Consider the following 19,890-nt stretch of genomic DNA (forward strand, 5'->3'; position numbering starts at 1 on the left):
GTCCGGACAAGGGCAGGCGCCCGGGCAACCGGGGCCTGCCTTTTTTATTGCCCGATCGCCGGAGCGGTAGCGCTGCTGCGATCTATTCGCGATAATCCCAACCCATGAACGCGCCGCAAGATCCTCAAATCGAATCGCTGAAAGTCCCGCCGCATTCGGTCGAAGCCGAGCAGTCGGTGCTCGGCGGCCTGTTGCTCGACAACGCGGCATGGGACCGGATTGCCGACTTCCTGTCGCAGGGCGACTTCTATCGCTACGACCACCGGATCATCTACGAGCACATCGGCCGGCTGATCGCGTCGACGCGCCCGGCCGACGTCGTGACCGTGTACGAAGCGCTGACCACGTCCGGCAAGGCCGACGACGTCGGCGGCCTCGCGTACCTGAACGCCCTCGCGCAGAACACGCCGAGCGCCGCGAACATTCGCCGCTACGCGGAAATCGTGCGCGACCGCGCGGTGCTGCGCCGGCTCGTGTCGGTCGCGGACGAAATCTCGGCCGACGCGTTCAATCCGCAGGGCAAGGAAGTTCGCCAGCTGCTCGACGAGGCCGAGTCGAAGGTGTTCTCGATCGCCGAAGAGGGCGCGCGCGGCAACCAGGGCTTCCTCGAGATCGGGCCGCTGCTCACGCAGGTCGTCGAGCGCATCGACACGCTGTATCACACCGCGAACCCGAGTGACGTCACGGGCACGCCGACGGGCTTCGTCGACCTCGACCGGATGACGTCCGGGATGCACGGCGGCGAACTGATCATCGTGGCCGGAAGACCGTCAATGGGGAAAACGGCCTTTTCCATGAACATCGGCGAATACGTCGCCGTCGAGTACGGGCTGCCGGTCGCGGTGTTCTCGATGGAAATGCCGGGCACCCAGCTCGTGATGCGTATGCTCGGCTCGATCGGCCGGCTCGACCAGCACCGGATGCGTACCGGCCGGCTGACGGACGAGGACTGGCCGAAGCTGACGCACGCGGTGCAGAAGATGAGCGAGGCGCAGCTCTTCATCGACGAGACGGGCGGCCTGAACCCGATGGAATTGCGCTCGCGCGCGCGGCGTCTCGCACGTCAGTGCGGCAAGCTCGGCCTGATCATCGTCGACTACCTGCAGCTGATGTCGGGTTCGTCGCAGGGCGAGAACCGTGCGACCGAAATTTCCGAAATCTCGCGATCGCTGAAGAGTCTGGCAAAGGAGCTGGACGTGCCGGTGATCGCGCTGTCGCAGCTGAATCGCGGGCTGGAGCAGCGTCCGAACAAGCGTCCGGTGATGTCGGATTTGCGTGAATCGGGCGCAATCGAACAGGATGCGGACGTGATCCTGTTCATCTACCGTGACGAGGTCTACAACCCGGACAGCCCGGACAAGGGCACGGCCGAAATCATCATCGGCAAGCAGCGTAACGGCCCGATCGGACCCGTTCGGCTCACGTTTCTGGGTCAATACACGAAGTTCGACAACTTTGCGGGGGCGCAGAACTTCTACGGCGAGTAACACTTCTACGCCGGTTGTAAACCCTTATTTCGCCAAGCGTTGTATCCAATCCCGGCGCGCGCATATGCGCGCGTCGCGGCGCAACCGAAAACGGTACAATATCGCCCGTTTTCGTGACAGTCGTTTGACAATCTCTCAGGAATCCCATGTTCGGTCGATTCATGCCCACCGAGGGCAAGTTCTTTGAACTCTTCAACGCGCACGCGAAGCACATCGTTTCCGGTGGCCGCGAGCTCGAACTGCTGATCGACAATCTCGCCGACGCCGAGATTCACAAGCAAAACGTGCAGACCGCCGAGAAGGCCGCTGACAAGCTGACGCATGAAGCGATCGATCTGCTGCACAAGACCTTCATCACGCCGCTCGATCGCGACGAGATCCACAAGCTGATCACGACGATGGACGACATCCTCGACCTGATGGAAGACGTCGCGACGGCCGTGTCGCTGTACGACGTGCAGTCCGTTACGTCCGAGGCGAGCCAGCTCGCGCACATCGTCACGCAGTCGGCGCAGCACGTGCAGCAGGCCGTCGGATTGCTGTCCGACATGAAGCAGTCGGCGCAGATCCTCAAGCAGTGCGAGGAGATCGACCGCTGGGAGTCGGAGGCCGATCGCGTGCTGCGCGCGGCGATGTCGAAGCTGTTCCGCGAGGAAGACGACGTGAAGACGCTCATCAAGCTGAAGGCGATCTACGAACTGCTCGAAGAGATCACCGACAAGTGCGAGGACGTCGCGAACATCATCGAAGGCATCGTGCTGGAAAACGCCTGAGCGGACCACGATGCATTCGATACAACTCGCCCTATGGATGGTCGCGACGCTGGTGCTCGTCGCGCTCGTATTCGACTTCATGAACGGCTTCCACGACGCGGCGAACTCGATCGCTACCGTCGTGTCGACCGGGGTGCTGAAGCCCCAGCAGGCCGTGGTATTCGCGGCCGCGTTCAACGTCATCGCGTATTTCATCTTCCACCTGAAAGTCGCCCAGACTGTCGGTAAAGGCACGATCGATCCCGAGATCGTCGACCACTATGTCGTGTTCGGCGCGCTGGTCGGTGCGATCGGCTGGAACGTGATCACGTGGTACTACGGGATTCCGTCGAGCTCGTCGCACGCGCTGATCGGCGGCCTCGTCGGCGCGGCGCTCGCGAAGTCGGGCTGGAGCTCGCTGAACATCGACGGGCTGCTGAAGACGATCGCGTTCATCTTCATTTCGCCGCTGCTCGGCTTCATCCTCGGCTCGCTGTTCATGCTCGGCGTGTCGTGGCTGTATTTCCGCACCGCACCCAGCAAGGTCGATCGCCGCTTCCGGCGGCTCCAGCTGCTGTCGGCCGGCCTGTACAGCCTGGGCCACGGCGGCAACGACGCACAGAAGACGATCGGCATCATCTGGATGCTGCTGATCGCGTCGGGCTATGCGTCGGCGACGTCCGATGCGCCGCCCGCGTGGGTGATCGGCGCGTGCTACCTGTCGATGGGGCTCGGCACGCTGTTCGGCGGCTGGCGCATCGTGCGCACGATGGGCCAGAAGATCACGAAGCTCAAGCCGGTCGGCGGTTTCTGTGCCGAAAGCGGCGGGGCGATCACGCTGTTCATCGCGTCGTTCCTCGGCATTCCGGTGTCGACCACGCACACGATCACCGGTGCGATCGTCGGTGTCGGCGCCACGCAGAAGCTGTCGGCCGTCCGCTGGGGCGTCGCCGGCAACATCGTCTGGGCGTGGGTGCTGACGCTGCCGGCGGCCGCGCTGTTCGCGGCCGGCGGATGGTGGCTCGGGCACCAGATCTTCTGATATCGACGCTGCCGGATCGATACGCGCAATGCGCCGCACACCGAAAGGTTGCGGCGCATTTTCTTTGCGCGGTCGGGAAAGTGCGACGACGGGCGGCGGCGCTGCGGCGGATGACGTGGATCAGTAACTGCCGTTCGCGAAGCGGGCGATCGGATCGTCGGCGGTGGCGGTGCGCGGGCTGATCGGTGCGGATTGCGTCGACGCCCGCAGCACCTGCACGGGCTCGGTGTCGCGCAGCGACGGCGCGGCGGCCGCGGGCGGCGGTTCCGCGTCGAACGCGGCAGCCTGGGCGGCCGTCAGCGCGGTGGTCGGAATCTGCGTGCCGGTCTCGGTGGGGCCTGCCGGCCCCGGATTCGCCGTCGTAGCGATCATGTCGCCATTCACGGACGTTGCCTGCTGCTGCGCGGTCAGCACGCGCGGCGGCGGTTCGTACGGATCGGCGGCGGGGGCGATTGCCGCGGCCGTCGGGGCAACTGCCGCGGTCGACACGACCGGAGCGGCTTGCGTGACCGGCGCGGGCGACGGCGCGACGCCCGCCTGAGACGCGGCATACGCAGAGGCAGGCCGTCGCGACGCGGCTGCCGCGACGACAGGCGCTGCCGCCGGCACATCGCGCCGCGCCTCGTAGGTCGGCGCATCGAACGGCCCGGGCGCACCGCGCGGCGGCGCGACGCGGCGAATGCCGTCGAAGCGCTTGGCCCAGTACGGGTTCGTCAGGTAGTCGAGCCGCACGGTGCCGCCGGTCGACGGCGCGTTGACGAAACGCAGCTTGCCGACATAGATGCCGACGTGCGAATGCGGGCGGCCGGTCGTATTGAAGAAGATCAGGTCGCCCGGCGCGACCTGTTCGGGGTCGATCGACACGCCGCGGCTGCTCATGTCGGCGGTCGTGCGCGGCAGGTCCACGTCGGCCGCGCGGCCGATCACGTAGCGCACCAGGCCGCTGCAGTCGAAGCCGCTCGTCGGCGTGTTGCCGCCCCAGCGGTACGGCACGCCGACGAGGCTCATCGCCTGGATCGAGATCTCTTCCTGGCCGACGCTGTGGTCGACGAATTTCGGGAAATTGGCGGGTGCCGGGAAGGCGCGCGGCGTCGTGATCTTCATGCCGGAGGTGCGCGAGGCCGACTGCGGCGGCACGCTGGAGCAGGCCGCGAGCAGTGAAACGACGGCGACGGGAACCCAGATTCGAAGCATGACAAGGCGGACGAGCGCGGCGCGCTCGCGAATCGTATGACAACAGACAGACCCGATGGTAGACGTTCCGGCGGGGCTTAGGCAACCATTCCTGAGAATTTACTTGAAGTTTCGCGTGTAAGTGAGGTTGTTGCGTAACGAAGCATGACCAACGTTTTCGACCCCAAAAATGAAAACGGCGCTCCGGAAACCGGAGCGCCGCGTGGCGTCGGAGGCCGGCGGGCAGCCGGCGTATCGCGTTACAGGATGTCCGACGCGTAGTCGGCGAGCCGCGAGCGTTCGCCGCGCGCGAGCGTCACGTGGCCGCTGTGGCCCCAGCCCTTGAAGCGGTCGACGACGTAGGTCAGGCCCGAGCTGCCTTCGGTCAGGTAAGGCGTGTCGATCTGCGCGATGTTGCCGAGGCACACGATCTTCGTGCCGGGGCCTGCGCGCGTCACGAGCGTCTTCATCTGCTTCGGCGTCAGGTTCTGCGCTTCGTCGATGATCAGGTACTTGTCGACGAACGTGCGTCCGCGCATGAAGTTCATGCTCTTCACCTTCAGGCGCGAACGGATCAGCTCCTGCGTCGCCGCACGGCCCCATTCGCCGGCTGCGTCGTCGGTCTTCTGCAGCACTTCGAGGTTGTCGTCGAATGCACCCATCCACGGCTGCATCTTCTCTTCCTCGGTGCCGGGCAGGAAACCGATGTCCTCGCCGACGGGCACGGTCGCGCGCGTCACGATGATCTCGTTGTAGCGCTTGTCGTCGAGCACCTGCGCGAGGCCGGCCGCGAGCGCGACGAGCGTCTTGCCGGTGCCGGCCTGGCCGAGCAGCGTGACGAAGTCGATCTCGGGGTTCATCAGCAGGTTCAGCGCGAAGTTCTGCTCGCGGTTGCGCGCGGTGATGCCCCACACGTTGTTCTTGTGGTGGCTGTAGTCGCGCAGCGTCTGCAGCAGCGCCGTCTTGCCGTTCAGCTCGCGCACGATCGCGTGGAACGTCGGCTCGCCGTTCTGCGGCTCGAGATAGACGAACTCGTTGACGAGCATCGACCCGCAGAGCGGGCCCGTCACGCGGTAGTACGTGGTGCCCGTCTTCGTGTCCTGCCAGCTCTCCATCCCCTTCGCGTGTTTCGTCCAGAAGTCCTGCGGCAATTCGCGCACGCCGCTATAGAGGAGATCCTTGTCCTCGAGGACCTGGTCGTTGAAGTAGTCTTCCGCGGGCAGGCCGAGCGCATGCGCCTTGATGCGCATGTTGATGTCTTTCGACACCAGCACGACCTGGCGGTCCGGCCGGTCGCGCTGCAGCGCGCGCACGACGCCGAGGATCTGGTTGTCGGCCTTGCCTGCGGGCAGGCCTTCGACCGGCGCGATGTCCGCGAGCCTGGTCTGGAAGTAGAGGCGGCCGAGCGCCTCGCGGCTGCCGAGACGCGACAGCGGAATGCCGTCGGAGATCGGGCCGCCGTCGGCGACCAGCGCGTCGAGCGTGCGGCTCACCTGGCGCGCGTTGCGCGCGACTTCGGACATCCCCTTCTTGTGGTTGTCGAGTTCCTCGAGCGTCATCATCGGCAGATAGACGTCGTGTTCCTCGAAGCGGAAGAGGCTGCTCGGGTCGTGCATCAGCACGTTCGTGTCGAGCACGAACAGCTTCTGCAATTCGGCTTCGGCCGGCTTGCGGCTGCGCGACTTCGTCGCGGCACCGGCATCGCGTGCGCTCGCGGTGGTCGGCTTGCCGGCCCCGGGCTTGTCGTTGCGTGCGACGACCGGCGCGGCGGGGGCGGCAGGGGCCGCCGGTTCGACCGGTGCCGGCATCGGCTGCAGCAGCGCGGCCGTCTGTCTGGTCTTGCGACCGCGTGCGGGCGTGCCCGCGGCTTCTTGCGTCGACGCCGCGACGGCGCGCAGCGGCGCGGCCGTGTTCGCGGCTTCGGTCATCGGTTGGGCCACGCTGGCCGGGCCATATTCTCCGGCTGTGGAGGCGTCCCCTTCGGCGGATTTCTTCGCGGCTTTCGCGGGCCGCGCTTTCGCCTTGTATTCATCGGGCGGCAGCAGGCTGCCGAGCTTGCTGGGGGCAGTAGGCAAAGGCATGGTGTCCCTCGGGAGGAATCGTGTCGCATGGCGTGCGCCGCTGATCGCATCCTGCGTGACGTGGAAGGTGCATGCAGTTTGCGCGCGGTGGCGCACAGGAAATTCGTCTAGCCGGTTCGCCTAAGTGTCGATCAGCTCCTTGACGGGGTGAGGGGCCGGACCGAGAGCCGGCGCGCAGTCCATAAAAAAAGCCGCTGCCCCGGGGACCGGGACATGCGGCTCGGCTGATACCGTCGTGATGCGCGTCAGGTGCCGGAAAGCATCGCAACGGGCACCGGCGCAGCTACGAGAAATATGGGGCGAACTGGCATTCATTGCGGCCCAATATAACGCGGCTCAAAGCGCTTGTACAGCACTTAGCACGTCGTCCACGTGACCGGGCACCTTGATGCCGCGCCATGCCTGGCGAAGCACGCCGTCGGCGTCGATCAGGAACGTCGAACGCTCGATTCCGCGCACTTCCTTGCCATACATTTTCTTCATCTTGATGACATCGAACAGCGCGCACAGCGCCTCGTCGGCATCGGAAATCAGCGGGAACGGCAGTTCGAGCTTCGCCTTGAAATTGTCATGCGAGCGCAGGCTGTCGCGCGACACGCCGATCACTTCGGCGCCGGCCTTCTTGAACTTCGGATAGAGATCGCGGAACTGCAGGCCTTCGGTGGTGCAGCCCGGCGTGTTGTCCTTCGGATAGAAATACAGGACGAGCTTCTTGCCCTTGAGGTCGGACAGCGAAATGTCGCCGCCCGTCGCCGGTGCGGTGAAATCGGGAACTTGACGGTCAACTTCGACGGACACGTGTTTCTCCTGTTGTTATGGAAAGGCGCCGCTCGGGCGGCGCGGTTCGGCGGGGCGTCGCGGCGGCACGCCGCAAGGGCAGGGCAGGCGGCGCGGGTGCGCGCGAACTCAGTCGGGCTGGACGATCAGCTCGCCGGAGCGGCCGGGAATCTCGCCCCACGTGACAGGGTACGATGGCAGCGAGTCGCGGTCCAGCGTCGCGTGGTAGTCGCCCATCGTCGCAAACGTATGGCCCTGTGCGCGCCAGCCGGCGAGCAGCTGCTCGAATACCGGCGCGAGCTTCTGGCCTTCCAGTTCCGCATGCAGCGTGAACACCTGGTCGTGCGGATTGGTTTCCGTGAACTTCAGGATGTGCGCGGCGACGTTGTGCGTGTCGATGCCGTCGATGCCGAGCACTTCGTCGAGGGTCGGCAGCGTGGTCGGCATCTGCACGTGCGACAGCGTGCGGCCGCCGACCACGGGCAGATACGGCGAATGGCCGCGGCCGTCGGATGCGTAGCGCATCCCCCACGCGTCGATCTGCTCGAACGCCGCGTCGTTCATCTGCCAGCCGGCCGCGCCGTGCGTGACGGGTGGCGCGCCGAAGACGTCGACGAAGCGCGCATGGCTCTTCTGCATTTCACGCGCGGTCCAGTCGCGATCGCGCACGCGCACGTTGTCCTGCCAGTACACGTGATCCCACGTATGGATCCCGCATTCGAAGCCGGCCTCGTGGATCGCGCGCATGTCGGCGATCGCGCGGCGGCCGATGTCGGGGCCCGGCAGCAGTACCCCGTACATCAGCTGTTTCACGCCGTAGTGCTCGACCACCGACGTGCGCGACACCTTCTTCAGGAAGCCAGGGCGGAACACGCGCCGCAGCGCCCAGCCCGTGTGATCGGGCCCGAGGCTGAAGAGGAAGGTCGCGCGCGCGCTGAAGCGGTCGAAGATGCGCGCGAGGTTCGGCACGCCTTCGCGCGTGCCGCGCAGCGTGTCGACGTCGATCTTGAGGACGATACGAGCCAAGCGAGCGTCCCGTCAGTTCTGCTGCTCGACCAGCGCGCGCGCATCGGCGACATGGCCGCGATACGCTTCGAAGATCTTGCGCAGCGCGTCGTCGAACGTCGATTGCGGCGCCCAGGCGAGCTCCTGCATCGTGTTGTCGATCTTCGGCACGCGGTTCTGCACGTCCTGGTAGCCATTGCCGTAGTAGGCGCCCGACGTCGTTTCGACGAGTTGCACCTGCTTCGCGGAGCCGGCGTATTCCGGGTATTCGGCGGCCAGTTCGAGCATCTTGTGCGCGAGTTCGCGAACCGAGAAATTATTCTTCGGATTCCCGATGTTGTAGATCTTGCCCGATGCGACGCCGTTCTTGTTGTCGATGATCTTCATCAGCGCGCTGATGCCGTCGTCGATGTCGGTGAACGCGCGCTTCTGCGAGCCGCCGTCGACGAGGCTGATGTTCTCGCCGCGCACGATGTGGCCGAGGAACTGCGTGACGACGCGCGAGCTGCCTTCCTTCGGCGTGTAGATCGAGTCGAGGCCCGGGCCGATCCAGTTGAACGGACGGAACAGCGTGAAGTTCAGGCCTTCCATCCCGTAGCCCCAGATCACGCGGTCCATCAGCTGCTTCGAGCAGGCGTAGATCCAGCGCGGCTTGTTGATCGGGCCGTACGTGAGCGCCGATGCATCCGGGTCGAACTGCTCGTCCGAGCACATGCCGTAGACCTCGGAGGTCGACGGGAACACGAGGTGCTTGCCGTACTTGACGGCCGAACGCACGATCGGCAGGTTCGCCTCGAAGTCGAGCTCGAACACGCGCAGCGGCTGCTGGACGTAGGTCGCGGGCGTCGCGATCGCGACGAGCGGCAGGATCACGTCGCACTTCTTCACGTGATACTCGACCCACTCCTTGTTGATCGTGATGTCGCCTTCGAAGAAGTGCATCCGCTCGTGGTTGACGAGGTCGCCCAGCCGATCGGTCTGCATGTCCATGCCGAACACTTCCCAATCGGTGGTTTCAAGAATGCGCTTCGACAGGTGATGGCCGATGAAGCCGTTCACACCCAGGATCAGGACTTTTTTTGCTTTCATGAATGACGGGAAGAATGAATGAACTGCGCGAATTCCGCGGGCGTCACGACGGTTTCGCTGCCGTCGCGCTGCTGCCACAGCTCGAGAATGGATAGGGCGCGGCTGTCGCCGCAGACGCCGAATAGCGCATTATCGCTTACGTGCAGGCCGGGCGGCAAATCCGCTGCGGCCGCGGCGGCGGCGCTGCCGGGCGCCGCGAGGCGCGCGCGGGCGATCACGAAACGCGTGCCGGCGACGTCGGTGAACGCGCCCGGATACGGGGGCGCGACCGCGCGTACCAGGTTGTAGACCTGCGCGGCCGGCTTCGACCAGTCGACGCGGCCGTCCTCCGGCTTGCGCCCGCCGTAGTAGCTGCCGTTCGCGAGATCGTTCGGCAGGTGCGGCGCCTCGCCCGCGAGCAGCGCGGGCAGCACGCGCCAGAGCGTCTGCTCGGCGGCGACCGTCACCTTGTCGAACACCTGCGCGGCCGTGTCGTCCGGCAGGATCGGCACGGCGGTCTGGCCGATGATCGCGCCCGCATCGGGCTTCGCGGCCATCTCGTGCAGCGTCGCGCCGGTTTCCGTTTCGCCGTTCAGCACGGCCCAGTTGGTCGGTACCCGACCCCGGTATTTCGGCAGCAGCGAACCGTGCATGTTGTACGCGCCGCGCGGAGCGATCGCGAGCAGGTCCACCGGCAGCATGTGGCGGTAGTAGAACGAGAAGATGAACTCGGGCCGCGCGTCGGATACCGCGCGGCGCAGTGCCGGCTCGGCGGGGTCGGCCGGCGTGACGACCGGGATCCCGTGCTCGGCGGCCACCGATGCGACGCTGCCGAACCAGATGTTCTCGTTCGGGTTGTCCTCGTGCGTGACGACGAGCGCGACGTCGACGCCGCGTGCCAGCAGCACCTGCAGGCAGCGCACGCCGACGTTGTGATACGCGAAGACGACGGCGCGCGGCTTCATTGCGACGTCCCCGTGCGGCTCGCGGGGGCCGGCACCGCCGGCATGCCGTCGTGCTGTTCGAGCACGGCCTGGATCAGGTAGCGCGGCCGTGCACGCACTTGCTGGTAGATGCGGCCGACGTATTCGCCGAGCAGGCCGAGCGCGAAGATGATCACGCCGAGCAGGAAGAACGTGATCGCGAACAGCGTGAACACGCCTTGCACTTCCGCGCCGACGATGAAGCGGCGCACGAGCAGCAGCACGAACAGCGCGGCGGAGCCGAGCGACAGGATCACGCCGATGAACGACAGCCACTGCAGCGGCACGACCGAGAAGCCCGTCACGAGGTCGAAGTTCAGCCGGATCAGGCTGTACAGCGAGTACTTCGACTCGCCCGCGAAGCGTTCCTCGTGCGCGACCTCGATTTCGGTCGGTTTCTGCGCGAACGTGTAGGCCAGCGCGGGGATGAACGTGTTGACTTCGCCGCACACGTTGATCGTGTCGATGATGCGGCGGCTGTACGCGCGCAGCATGCAGCCCTGGTCGGTCATCTTGATTCGGGTGATGCGCTCGCGCAGCCGGTTCATCATCTGCGACGCCTTGCGGCGCCACAGGCTGTCCTGACGCTGCTTGCGGATCGAGCCGACGTAGTCGTAGCCTTCGCGCATCTTCGCGATCAGCTTGCCGATTTCCTCGGGCGGGTTCTGCAGGTCGGCGTCGAGCGTGATGACGATCTCGCCGCGCGACTGCGCGAAGCCGGCGAGGATCGCCATGTGCTGGCCGTAGTTGCCGTTGAGCAGCACGACACGCGTCGTGTCGGGGCGCACGTGGAACTGGTCCGCCAGCATCGCGGCCGAGCGGTCGCGGCTGCCGTCGTTGATCAGGATCACTTCGTACGACGTGCCGAGTGCGTCGAGTGCCGGGTAGAGCCGCGCGAACAGCGCGGCCAGGCCGTCTTCCTCGTTGTACACGGGGATGATGACCGATACCTCCGGGGTCGCGGCGCCCGGATGCCCGGCGCGTGCTTCAAGGTGATTCATGTACGCTTATTTTCCGTATTGTTCGCAAATCTGGTTGATGGCGTCGGCCACGCGACGCACGTCGTCTTCCGTCATCTGCGTGAAGAGCGGCAGCGTGACGGTCGATGCGCCGTATCGTTCGGCGTGGGGGAACATGCCCTCCTTGAAGCCGCGCGCACGATACAGCGTGAAAAGATGGATGGCCGGGTAGTGGACGCCCGTGCCGATGCCGCGCTCCTTCATCTGCGCCATGAAATCGGCGCGCGAGATCGACAGCCGGTCGAGCGGCAGCGTGACCTGGAACATGTGCCAGTTGCTGTTCTCGAAATCGGCGACGGGCAGGCCGAGCCCGAGCTGCACGGCCGCACCGCCGTCGAGCGCGGCGAAATACGCGCGCGCGAGTGCGCGGCGCTGCGCGGTGAAGCGCTCGAGGTGCGGCAGCTGGCCGAGGCCGACGCGCGCGGCGACGTCGGTCAGGTTGTACTTGCCGCCGAGCACGTCGCAGTCCATCCCGTCGAAGCCGGTGCGCGTGATGCCCTGCAGCCGGTACTTCTGCGCGAGCGTCGCCTCGTCCTCGTTGTTCAGCACGAGCGCGCCGCCTTCGATCGTCGTCAGGTTCTTGTTCGCGTGGAAGCTGAACGACACGATGTCGCCGATCGCGCCGATGCGCTTGCCTTGCCACGTCGAGCCGAGCGCCTGCGCGGCGTCCTCGATCACGCGCAGGTTGTGTGCGCGCGCAATCGCGTACAGGCGGTCCATGTCGACCGGCAGGCCGGCCAGGTAGACCGGGATGAGCGCCTTCGTGCGCGGCGTGATCGCCTGCTCGAGCTTGTCGAGGTCGATGTTGCGCGTGACGGGGTCGATGTCGGCGAACACGGGCGTCGCGCCCGTCTCGAGGATCACGTTGCTGGTCGATACCCACGACGCCGGCGTCGTGATCACCTCGTCGCCGGGGCCGACGCCCGCGATGCGCAGGCCGATCTCGAGCGTGCAGGTGCCCGAATTGAACGCGCGGACCGGACGGCCGCCGCAGTACTCGGACAGCGCGGCTTCGAACTTCTGGCTCTGCGGGCCGGTGGTGATCCAGCCCGAGCGCAGTACGTCGACGACGCCCTGGATGGTTTCCTCGTCGATCTCGGGGCGGGTGAACGGCAGGAACGGAGCGGTAGTCTGGCTCATGAACACTTTGCCTGTAATGGCGTGTAATAAAGGGGTCGGGCGATCCGGCCCGAAACCGGCATTAAACACCGGTTGCCGGATTCGTACCGTGATTTTTTGTAGGCGGACGCTTAATGCCCGCCGGGCCGGCGGGGCGCGCTCAACTGCGCGCGAGCACGAGCACGCCGATCAGGATGATGCCGATGCCGACCAGCCGCTGGACCGACAGCACCTCGCCGAACAGGTACCAGGCGGCGAACGCGTTGACCACGTAGCCGAGCGACAGCATCGGATAGGCGATCGACACGTCGACCCGCGACAGCCCGACAATCCAGACGACGACGCTCAGCACGTAGCAGCCGAGGCCGCCGATGATCGGCAGCTGGGTCGCGATCTTCAGGCCGACCGGCAGGATGTTCGCACGGCTGAATTCGAAGTGTCCAACGGCGTTGACGCCGGCTTTCAGCAGAAGTTGCGCACAGGCGTTGAGCATCACGCCGGTGATGATGCAGACGAACGAAACGGGATTCATGCGGCGGGCGTCCTTACGATTGCGGTTTCTCGACGATCACGCGGCGGTTGTCGCGCGCGATCACGCGCATCGGCACGCCTTGCCTGACCAGCGTGTCGTACTGGCCGGGCGGCATGATCGCGAGCGCATGGGTGTCCTGCTTCCAGCGTTCGATCCATTGGTCGACGGTCGGGATCCACTTGTCCGGCTCGACCGAGATGCCGAATGCGAGCTCGTCCTGGCGCTGGACCATGATCGTCGTGTGGCCCATATAGAACGGGAACGTGTGATCGAGCATCTCGATCGAGTAGAACGGCGTGTCAGGCGGCAGCTTCGCCAGTTCGGCGCGCACGGCGGGCGCGAGCAGCGCGCCCGAGCTGTAGCGGCCGAATTCGTCGTGACCGGTGCCGCCGATCGTGCCGAACGCGAGCCACGCGGCGCCGAACGCGGTGATCGCGGCCGCGACGCCCACGCGGCGGTTCAGCCAGGCGGCCGCGAGCGTCAGCGCGCCCGCGACCGCGAGGCCCGCGTACAGCCACACCTGGAACGCACGATACAGCGCGTTCGGCGTGCGGGCGTCGCCCTGATACGCGAGGAAGATGATCCCGAACGCCGCGACGACGAAGAACACGAGGTAGCCGAGCAGGTGGCGACGGAACCGGTCGGCGCTCATCAGCGGCAGGTACGCGCCGATGATCAGCGCGAGCGCCGGCGCGACCGGCAGCACGTACGAGATCAGCTTCGAGTGCGACGTGCTGAAGAACAGGAAGATGAACGCGCTCCAGATCAGCAGCACGAGCATCGGCGAGAAGCCGTTCGGCTGGCGCGGCATGCGCAGCGCATGGCGGATGCTCTGCCACGCGACCGACAGCCACGGCAGGAAGCCGACCAGCAGCACCGGCACGAAATAGTAGAACGGGCCCGGGCGGTTCTGCTCCGGGGTCAGGTAACGGCGGAACTGCTGGACGATGAAGAAGAAATTGAAGAACTCGGGGTTGCGCTGCTGGACGAGCACGAACCACGGCGTGACGATCGCGAAGAAGATCACGAGGCCGCTGACCAGGTAGAGTCGCTTCCACAGTGCCCAGTCGCGGGCGATCAGCGTATAGAGCACCAGTACGGCGCCGGGCAGGATCAGGCCGACGAGGCCCTTGGACAGCACGGCGAACGCCATCGCGGCCCAGCACGCCCACATCCAGCCGCGCACCGCGCCCGCCGGCAGCCCGGGCCGCTGCGCGAGCAGCAGCGAGCAGAGCGACAGCGCCATCCAGAACGCGAGCCCCATGTCGAGGGCGTTGAAGTGGCCCATCAGGTTCCAGTACGGCGAGCACGCGAGCACGACGGCCGCGAGCAAGCCGGACAGCGGGTTGAACAGGCGCGCGCCCGTGAAGCCGACCAGCAGCACGCCGGCGAAGCTGGCGAGGCCCGTGTACAGGCGCGCCTGCCATTCGCCGATGCCGAACCAGGCGAACGTCAGCGCGTTCAGCCAGGTCTGCAGCGGCGGCTTCTCGAAATACTTGTAGCCGTTGTAGCGCGGCGTGATCCAGTCGCCGGTGACGAACATTTCCCGCGCCATTTCCGCGTAGCGGCCTTCGTCGCTCGGGATCAGGTGGCGCAGCCCGAGCGGCGCGAACCAGACGATCGCGAGCGCGACGAGCAGGAGGACGAGCGTGATGCGATTGAGCGGTAGCCTCGACGGCGTATCGTTCATGAATTTTCAGCCTGTTGGTTGTTGTAAGCGCCGCCAGCGGGTCGCGCCGGCGGCGGCCGGCTTGCCGGTTGCCGATCCGCGTGATGATCCGGGGATCGACCCGGTGTGCCGGCCCGAGTTTTACCGCATCGGGGATTAACGTTCAATTAAGAGCGCGGCGGCCACTTTGCGGCCCTCAGCCATCAGGATGTTGTAGGTCCGGCAGGCGGCCTGGAAATCCATCGTCTCGACGCCGATCCGCTTGGCCGTCAGCGCGGCCACGAGGCGCGGGTGCGGGAAGCGCAGCCGCGCGCCGCTGCCGAAGATCACGAGTTCGGGGGCCGGGTCGAGCAGCATCGCGAAATGCTCGGGCGCGAGCGCGTCGAACGACGATACGGGCCAGTCCCGCACCGGCGCGCCGGGCAGCACGATGACGCTCCCTTCGTGGCGTTGGAGGTTGACGTCGACATAATCGGGGCCGTAGCCGGTGACGGTGTTGAGCGCGCCGCTCGTGTCCTGGTGCAGTTTCAAATCGGTATTCCGCGGTTCCGTGGAGGGAAGGTCTGGCAAGGGCCGCACGGGCCCGGGCGGCCGTTTCGCGACCGGCGCACGCGGGACGCCTGACGGCGCGGGCCCGGAGCGGCCATGGTGCATTGCGAAAGGTGGCCAAAATCCGCTAAATTATAACTTTTTGGTCGCCCCCGGGCGCCACTTGCATCGTGCGTCGCCACAAGCCGCGTCCGACTGCCCGCATTTTCCCCAGTCTAGACAGCGCGCATAGACCAGCCGCTCTCCAGTTTTGATCCCGTCCCCCGGCCGCAAGGCCAACCCAGGAACCGTGTCGTCGTGAAACCGATTCAGAAGTCGAACAAGCTGCTCAACGTCTGCTACGACATCCGTGGCCCGGTGCTCGAGCACGCGAAGCGCCTCGAGGAAGAAGGCCACCGCATCATCAAGCTGAACATCGGCAACCTCGCGCCGTTCGGTTTCGACGCGCCGGACGAAATCATCCAGGACATGATCCGCAACCTGCCGGCGTCGTCCGGCTATTCGGATTCGAAGGGCGTGTTCTCGGCCCGCAAGGCCGTGATGCACTACACGCAGCAAAAGGGCGTCGTCGGTGTCGGCCTCGACGACATCTACATCGGCAACGGCGCGTCCGAGCTGATCGTGATGGCGACCCAGGCGCTGCTGAACGACGGCGACGAAGTGCTGCTGCCGGCGCCCGACTACCCGCTGTGGACGGCCGCCGTGAGCCTGTCGGGCGGCACGCCCGTGCACTACGTGTGCGACGAGCAGAACGCGTGGATGCCCGACCTCGACGACATCCGCCGCAAGATCACGCCGAACACCAAGGCGATCGTCGTGATCAACCCGAACAACCCGACCGGCGCGCTTTATTCCGACGAATTGCTGCTCGAATTGCTCGAGATCGCGCGTCAGCACGGGCTGATCGTGTTCGCCGACGAGGTCTACGACAAGATCGTCTACGACGGGCTCGAGCACACGGCGCTGGGCTCGCTGTCGGAAGACGTGATCACCGTCACGTTCAACAGCCTGTCGAAAAGCTATCGCTCGTGCGGCTACCGCGCGGGCTGGATGGCCGTGTCGGGCCTCGGCGGCGACAACCGCCGGCGCGCGAAGGATTACCTGGAAGGCCTCGGGATCCTGTCGTCGATGCGCCTGTGCGCGAACGTGCCCGGGCAGTTCGCGATCCAGACCGCGCTCGGCGGCTACCAGAGCATCAACGAGCTGATCGTGCCGAGCGGGCGCCTCTTCAAGCAGCGCGAGCTCGCGTACGACATGCTCACGTCGATTCCCGGCGTGACCTGCGTGAAGCCACAGGCCGCGCTGTACATGTTCCCGCGCCTCGATCCGAAGCTTTATCCGATCCAGAACGACCAGCAGTTCATCCTCGACCTGTTGCTCGAGGAACGCGTGCTGCTCGTGCAGGGGACGGGCTTCAACTGGGCGGCGCCGGATCACTTCCGCGTGGTCTTCCTGCCGAACCTCGACGACCTGACCGATTCGATCAACCGGATCGCGCGCTTCCTCGACGGCTACCGCAAGCGTCATTCGGTCTGAGCGGACAGCGTCCCCCGGCATTCATTCAATTCTTACTCATCGATCACACGCAGCATGGAACCGATCAAAGTTGGCCTGTTGGGCTTCGGCACCGTCGGCAGCGGCACCTTCACGGTGCTGCACCGCAACCAGGAAGAAATCAAGCGACGCGCGGGGCGCGGCATCGAGATCGCGCGCATTGCCGTGCGCAATCCGGCCAAGGCGCAGGCCGCGCTCGGCGGTAACGCCGGCGCCGCGCAGATCACCGACGATTTCAACGCGGTCGTCGACGATCCGTCGATCTCGATCATCGCCGAGATGATCGGCGGCACGGGCATCGCACGCGAGCTCGTGCTGCGCGCGATCGCGAACGGCAAGCACGTCGTGACGGCGAACAAGGCGCTGCTCGCGGTACACGGCACCGAGATCTTCGAGGCCGCGCGCGAGAAGGGCGTGATGGTCGCGTTCGAGGCGGCCGTCGCCGGCGGCATCCCGATCATCAAGGCGCTGCGCGAAGGCCTGACCGCGAACCGCATCCAGTACATCGCCGGCATCATCAACGGCACGACGAACTACATCCTGTCGGAAATGCGCGACCGCGGCCTCGACTTCGCGACCGCGCTGAAGGCCGCGCAGGAGCTCGGCTATGCGGAAGCCGATCCGACCTTCGACATCGAAGGCGTCGACGCCGCGCACAAGGCGACCATCATGAGCGCGATCGCGTTCGGCGTGCCGGTCCAGTTCGACCGTGCCTACGTCGAAGGCATCAGCAAGCTCGACGCGACCGACATCCGCTACGCGGAAGAGCTCGGCTACCGGATCAAGCTGCTCGGCATCGCGCGCCGCGCCGAAAACGGCATCGAGCTGCGCGTGCACCCGACGCTGATTCCGGAGAAGCGCCTGCTCGCGAACGTCGAGGGCGCGATGAACGCGGTCGTCGTGCACGGCGACGCGGTCGGCACGACGCTGTACTACGGCAAGGGCGCGGGCGCGGAACCGACCGCGTCGGCGGTCGTCGCGGATCTCGTCGACGTCACGCGCCTGCACACGGCCGACCCCGAGCATCGCGTGCCGCATCTCGCGTTCCAGCCGGACAGCCTGTCGAACACGCCGATCCTGCCGATCGAGGAAGTGACGAGCGGCTACTACCTGCGCCTGCGCGTGGCCGACCAGACCGGCGTGCTCGCGGACATCACGCGCATCCTCGCCGCCACGGGCATCTCGATCGACGCGCTGCTGCAGAAGGAATCGGAGCAGGTCGACGACGCGAACGGCGAAACCGACATCATCCTGATCACGCACGAGACGCTCGAGAAGCACGTGAACGCGGCGATCGCGCAGATCGAGAGCCTCGCGACGGTGGTCTCGAAGGTGACGAAGCTGCGTATGGAAGCGCTGAACTGAGGACCAGGAACGACATGAACTACATCTCCACGCGCGGCGCCGGCATCGGCGAGCGCCACACGTTCTCCGACATCCTGCTCGGCGGCCTTGCGAAGGACGGCGGGCTGTACCTGCCGGCCGAATACCCGCAGGTGTCGGCCGACGAACTCGCGCGCTGGCGCACGCTGCCGTACGCGGATCTCGCGTTCGAGATCCTGTCGAAGTTCTGCGACGACGTGCCGGCCGACGACCTGCACGCGATCACGCGCCGCACCTATACGGCCGCCGTATACAGCAACACGCGTCACGGCGAGAACGCGTCCGACATCACGCCGCTGAAGACGCTCGGCACCGAGAACGGCGCGGCGCTGTCGCTGCTCGAACTGTCGAACGGCCCGACGCTCGCGTTCAAGGACATGGCGATGCAGCTGCTCGGCAACCTGTTCGAGTACACGCTCGCGAAGCACGGCGAAGCGCTGAACATCCTCGGCGCGACGTCGGGCGACACCGGCAGCGCGGCCGAGTACGCGATGCGCGGCAAGGCAGGCGTGCGCGTGTTCATGCTGTCGCCGCACAAGAAGATGAGCGCGTTCCAGACCGCCCAGATGTTCAGCCTGCAGGATCCGAACATCTTCAACCTCGCGGTCGAAGGCGTGTTCGACGACTGCCAGGACATCGTGAAGGCTGTCTCGAACGATCACGCGTTCAAGGCGCAGCAGAAGATCGGCACGGTCAACTCGATCAACTGGGCGCGCGTCGTCGCGCAGGTCGTGTACTACTTCAAGGGCTATTTCGCGGCGACGACGTCGAACGACGAGCGCGTGTCGTTTACGGTGCCGTCGGGCAACTTCGGCAACGTCTGCGCGGGTCACATCGCGCGGATGATGGGCCTGCCCATCGCGAAGCTCGTGGTCGCGACCAACGAGAACGACGTGCTCGACGAGTTCTTCCGCACCGGCGCATACCGCGTGCGCAGCGCGGAAAACACCTATCACACGAGCAGCCCGAGCATGGACATCTCGAAGGCATCGAACTTCGAGCGCTTCGTGTTCGACCTGCTCGGCCGCGATCCGGCCCGCGTGATGCAGCTGTTCCGCGACGTCGAGGAGAAGGGTGGTTTCGATCTCGCGGCGAGCGGCGATTTCGCGCGCGTCGCCGAGTTCGGCTTCGTGTCGGGCCGCAGCAGCCACACGGACCGTATCGCGACGATCCGCGACGTGTTCTCGCGCTACGACACGATGATCGATACGCACACGGCCGACGGCGTGAAGGTCGCGCGCGAGCATCTCGACGCGGGCGTGCCGATGGTCGTGCTCGAGACGGCCCAGCCGATCAAGTTCGGCGAGACGATCCGCGAAGCGCTCGATCGCGAGGCCGAGCGGCCGGCTGCATTCGACGGGCTCGAGGCGCTGCCGCAGCGTTTCGAGGTCGTGAAGGCCGACGCGCAGCAGGTGAAGGACTTCATCGTCGCGCATACGGGCGCATGACGTAGCACCGGGGTAGCACCGTGCCGCGGGGTCGCAAGCCCGTCGGCGCAGCACGGCCGGAATGCCGATTCGTCGCACGGATCGGGGTTCCGGCCGTTTTGTTTGGGTTGGGCCGCGGCCGCGTACGGGCGCGCCGTCCGACGGCGCGCGAATCGAAACAAGTAAATCGAAACGAGTGCCAGTGCCGCGTGTTCGCGCCGATCACAGTTGCCGCATGTCCGGCATATCGCGCGTGGGCGCGACGGCGTC

The 19,890-nt window shown here is 66.0% G+C and carries 18 protein-coding genes and 1 pseudogene; 8 read left to right on the forward strand and 11 right to left on the reverse strand.

Annotated features, from left to right (window positions below; translation table 11 throughout):
• Nucleotides 1-104 precede the first annotated feature (104 nt).
• The 3 genes from DIE17_RS10060 to DIE17_RS10070 all read left to right on the forward strand — a co-directional run bounded on the left by DIE17_RS10060 (nucleotide 105) and on the right by DIE17_RS10070 (nucleotide 3,281).
• Complete coding sequence (locus tag DIE17_RS10060) at nucleotides 105-1,487, forward strand: replicative DNA helicase (RefSeq protein WP_044847233.1); 1,383 nt, start codon at nucleotides 105-107, stop codon at nucleotides 1,485-1,487.
• 146 nt (nucleotides 1,488-1,633) lie between these two features.
• A complete protein-coding gene (locus tag DIE17_RS10065) occupies nucleotides 1,634-2,260 on the forward strand; it encodes a DUF47 domain-containing protein (protein WP_044847234.1) in 627 nt (208 codons plus the stop codon).
• 10 nt (nucleotides 2,261-2,270) lie between these two features.
• Complete coding sequence (locus tag DIE17_RS10070) at nucleotides 2,271-3,281, forward strand: inorganic phosphate transporter (protein WP_044847235.1); 1,011 nt, start codon at nucleotides 2,271-2,273, stop codon at nucleotides 3,279-3,281.
• Between the two features lie 120 nt (nucleotides 3,282-3,401).
• Here the strand turns inward: DIE17_RS10070 and DIE17_RS10075 are convergent, their stop codons facing one another.
• Nucleotides 3,402-4,475, reverse strand: coding sequence for a C40 family peptidase (locus DIE17_RS10075; protein WP_124486271.1), 1,074 nt, complete (start codon nucleotides 4,473-4,475; stop codon nucleotides 3,402-3,404).
• Between the two features lie 239 nt (nucleotides 4,476-4,714).
• The gene (locus DIE17_RS10080) at nucleotides 4,715-6,535 is read right to left on the reverse strand and encodes a PhoH family protein (protein WP_124486272.1); all 1,821 of its coding nucleotides are present in this window, start codon (nucleotides 6,533-6,535) and stop codon (nucleotides 4,715-4,717) included.
• On the opposite strand from DIE17_RS10080, the pseudogene DIE17_RS38310 reads away from it, so the two are divergent.
• Nucleotides 6,485-6,678: pseudogene (locus DIE17_RS38310) on the forward strand (hypothetical protein). The gene DIE17_RS10080 and the pseudogene DIE17_RS38310 sit on opposite strands and share 51 nt — an antisense overlap.
• Before the next feature lie 193 nt (nucleotides 6,679-6,871).
• Here the strand turns inward: DIE17_RS38310 and DIE17_RS10090 are convergent.
• The 8 genes from DIE17_RS10090 to DIE17_RS10125 all read right to left on the reverse strand — a co-directional run bounded on the left by DIE17_RS10090 (nucleotide 6,872) and on the right by DIE17_RS10125 (nucleotide 14,728).
• A complete protein-coding gene (locus DIE17_RS10090) occupies nucleotides 6,872-7,333 on the reverse strand; it encodes a peroxiredoxin (protein WP_006756046.1) in 462 nt (153 codons plus the stop codon).
• 108 nt (nucleotides 7,334-7,441) lie between these two features.
• A complete protein-coding gene (locus DIE17_RS10095) occupies nucleotides 7,442-8,338 on the reverse strand; it encodes a polysaccharide deacetylase family protein (RefSeq protein ID WP_059529808.1) in 897 nt (298 codons plus the stop codon).
• A 12-nt stretch (nucleotides 8,339-8,350) separates the two neighbouring features.
• Nucleotides 8,351-9,406: a bifunctional UDP-4-keto-pentose/UDP-xylose synthase gene (locus tag DIE17_RS10100; RefSeq protein WP_124486274.1), complete on the reverse strand. Its 1,056-nt coding sequence runs from the start codon at nucleotides 9,404-9,406 to the stop codon at nucleotides 8,351-8,353.
• Nucleotides 9,403-10,350 carry a formyltransferase gene (locus DIE17_RS10105; protein ID WP_124486275.1) on the reverse strand — a complete coding sequence of 316 codons (948 nt, stop codon included), beginning with the start codon at nucleotides 10,348-10,350 and terminating at the stop codon, nucleotides 9,403-9,405. Before DIE17_RS10105 ends, DIE17_RS10100 begins: the two co-directional genes overlap by 4 nt.
• Nucleotides 10,347-11,369 (reverse strand): glycosyltransferase, encoded by a 1,023-nt coding sequence (locus DIE17_RS10110; protein ID WP_124520206.1) that lies wholly within the window; start codon nucleotides 11,367-11,369, stop codon nucleotides 10,347-10,349. The genes DIE17_RS10105 and DIE17_RS10110 overlap by 4 nt, the downstream gene beginning before the upstream one ends.
• Before the next feature lie 6 nt (nucleotides 11,370-11,375).
• Nucleotides 11,376-12,527, reverse strand: a complete 1,152-nt coding sequence (locus DIE17_RS10115) for a DegT/DnrJ/EryC1/StrS family aminotransferase (RefSeq protein WP_044847241.1) — start codon at nucleotides 12,525-12,527, stop codon at nucleotides 11,376-11,378.
• Between the two features lie 139 nt (nucleotides 12,528-12,666).
• On the reverse strand, nucleotides 12,667-13,038 hold the full coding sequence (locus DIE17_RS10120) for an EamA family transporter (RefSeq protein WP_044847242.1): 372 nt from the start codon (nucleotides 13,036-13,038) through the stop codon (nucleotides 12,667-12,669).
• 13 nt (nucleotides 13,039-13,051) lie between these two features.
• The gene (locus tag DIE17_RS10125; RefSeq protein WP_124520207.1) at nucleotides 13,052-14,728 is read right to left on the reverse strand and encodes a glycosyltransferase family 39 protein; all 1,677 of its coding nucleotides are present in this window, start codon (nucleotides 14,726-14,728) and stop codon (nucleotides 13,052-13,054) included.
• Between DIE17_RS10125 and DIE17_RS37330 the strand changes: the two genes are divergently transcribed.
• Nucleotides 14,727-14,867: a hypothetical protein gene (locus DIE17_RS37330; protein ID WP_185640961.1), complete on the forward strand. Its 141-nt coding sequence runs from the start codon at nucleotides 14,727-14,729 to the stop codon at nucleotides 14,865-14,867. The two genes, DIE17_RS10125 and DIE17_RS37330, sit on opposite strands and share 2 nt — an antisense overlap.
• Here the strand turns inward: DIE17_RS37330 and DIE17_RS10130 are convergent.
• Nucleotides 14,864-15,238, reverse strand: a complete 375-nt coding sequence (locus tag DIE17_RS10130; RefSeq protein WP_006754746.1) for an Mth938-like domain-containing protein — start codon at nucleotides 15,236-15,238, stop codon at nucleotides 14,864-14,866. The genes DIE17_RS37330 and DIE17_RS10130 overlap by 4 nt on opposite strands.
• Nucleotides 15,239-15,553: 315 nt before the next feature.
• Here DIE17_RS10130 and DIE17_RS10135 point away from each other — a divergent pair, with 315 nt between their 5' ends.
• Genes DIE17_RS10135 through thrC form a run of 3 tightly spaced genes read left to right on the forward strand, consistent with a single transcriptional unit; the run spans nucleotide 15,554 to nucleotide 19,641 of the window.
• On the forward strand, nucleotides 15,554-16,792 hold the full coding sequence (locus tag DIE17_RS10135) for a pyridoxal phosphate-dependent aminotransferase (protein WP_124486277.1): 1,239 nt from the start codon (nucleotides 15,554-15,556) through the stop codon (nucleotides 16,790-16,792).
• A gap of 54 nt (nucleotides 16,793-16,846) precedes the next feature.
• Entirely contained in the window at nucleotides 16,847-18,175 is a 1,329-nt protein-coding gene (locus tag DIE17_RS10140) for a homoserine dehydrogenase (protein ID WP_124486278.1), read from the forward strand.
• A gap of 14 nt (nucleotides 18,176-18,189) precedes the next feature.
• A complete protein-coding gene (gene thrC / locus DIE17_RS10145) occupies nucleotides 18,190-19,641 on the forward strand; it encodes a threonine synthase (RefSeq protein WP_124520208.1) in 1,452 nt (483 codons plus the stop codon).
• Nucleotides 19,642-19,890 lie beyond the last annotated feature (249 nt).

Origin of the sequence: Burkholderia sp. Bp9099, assembly GCF_003857805.1 — a bacterium.
In the GTDB taxonomy this organism is placed as follows: Bacteria; Pseudomonadota; Gammaproteobacteria; order Burkholderiales; family Burkholderiaceae; genus Burkholderia.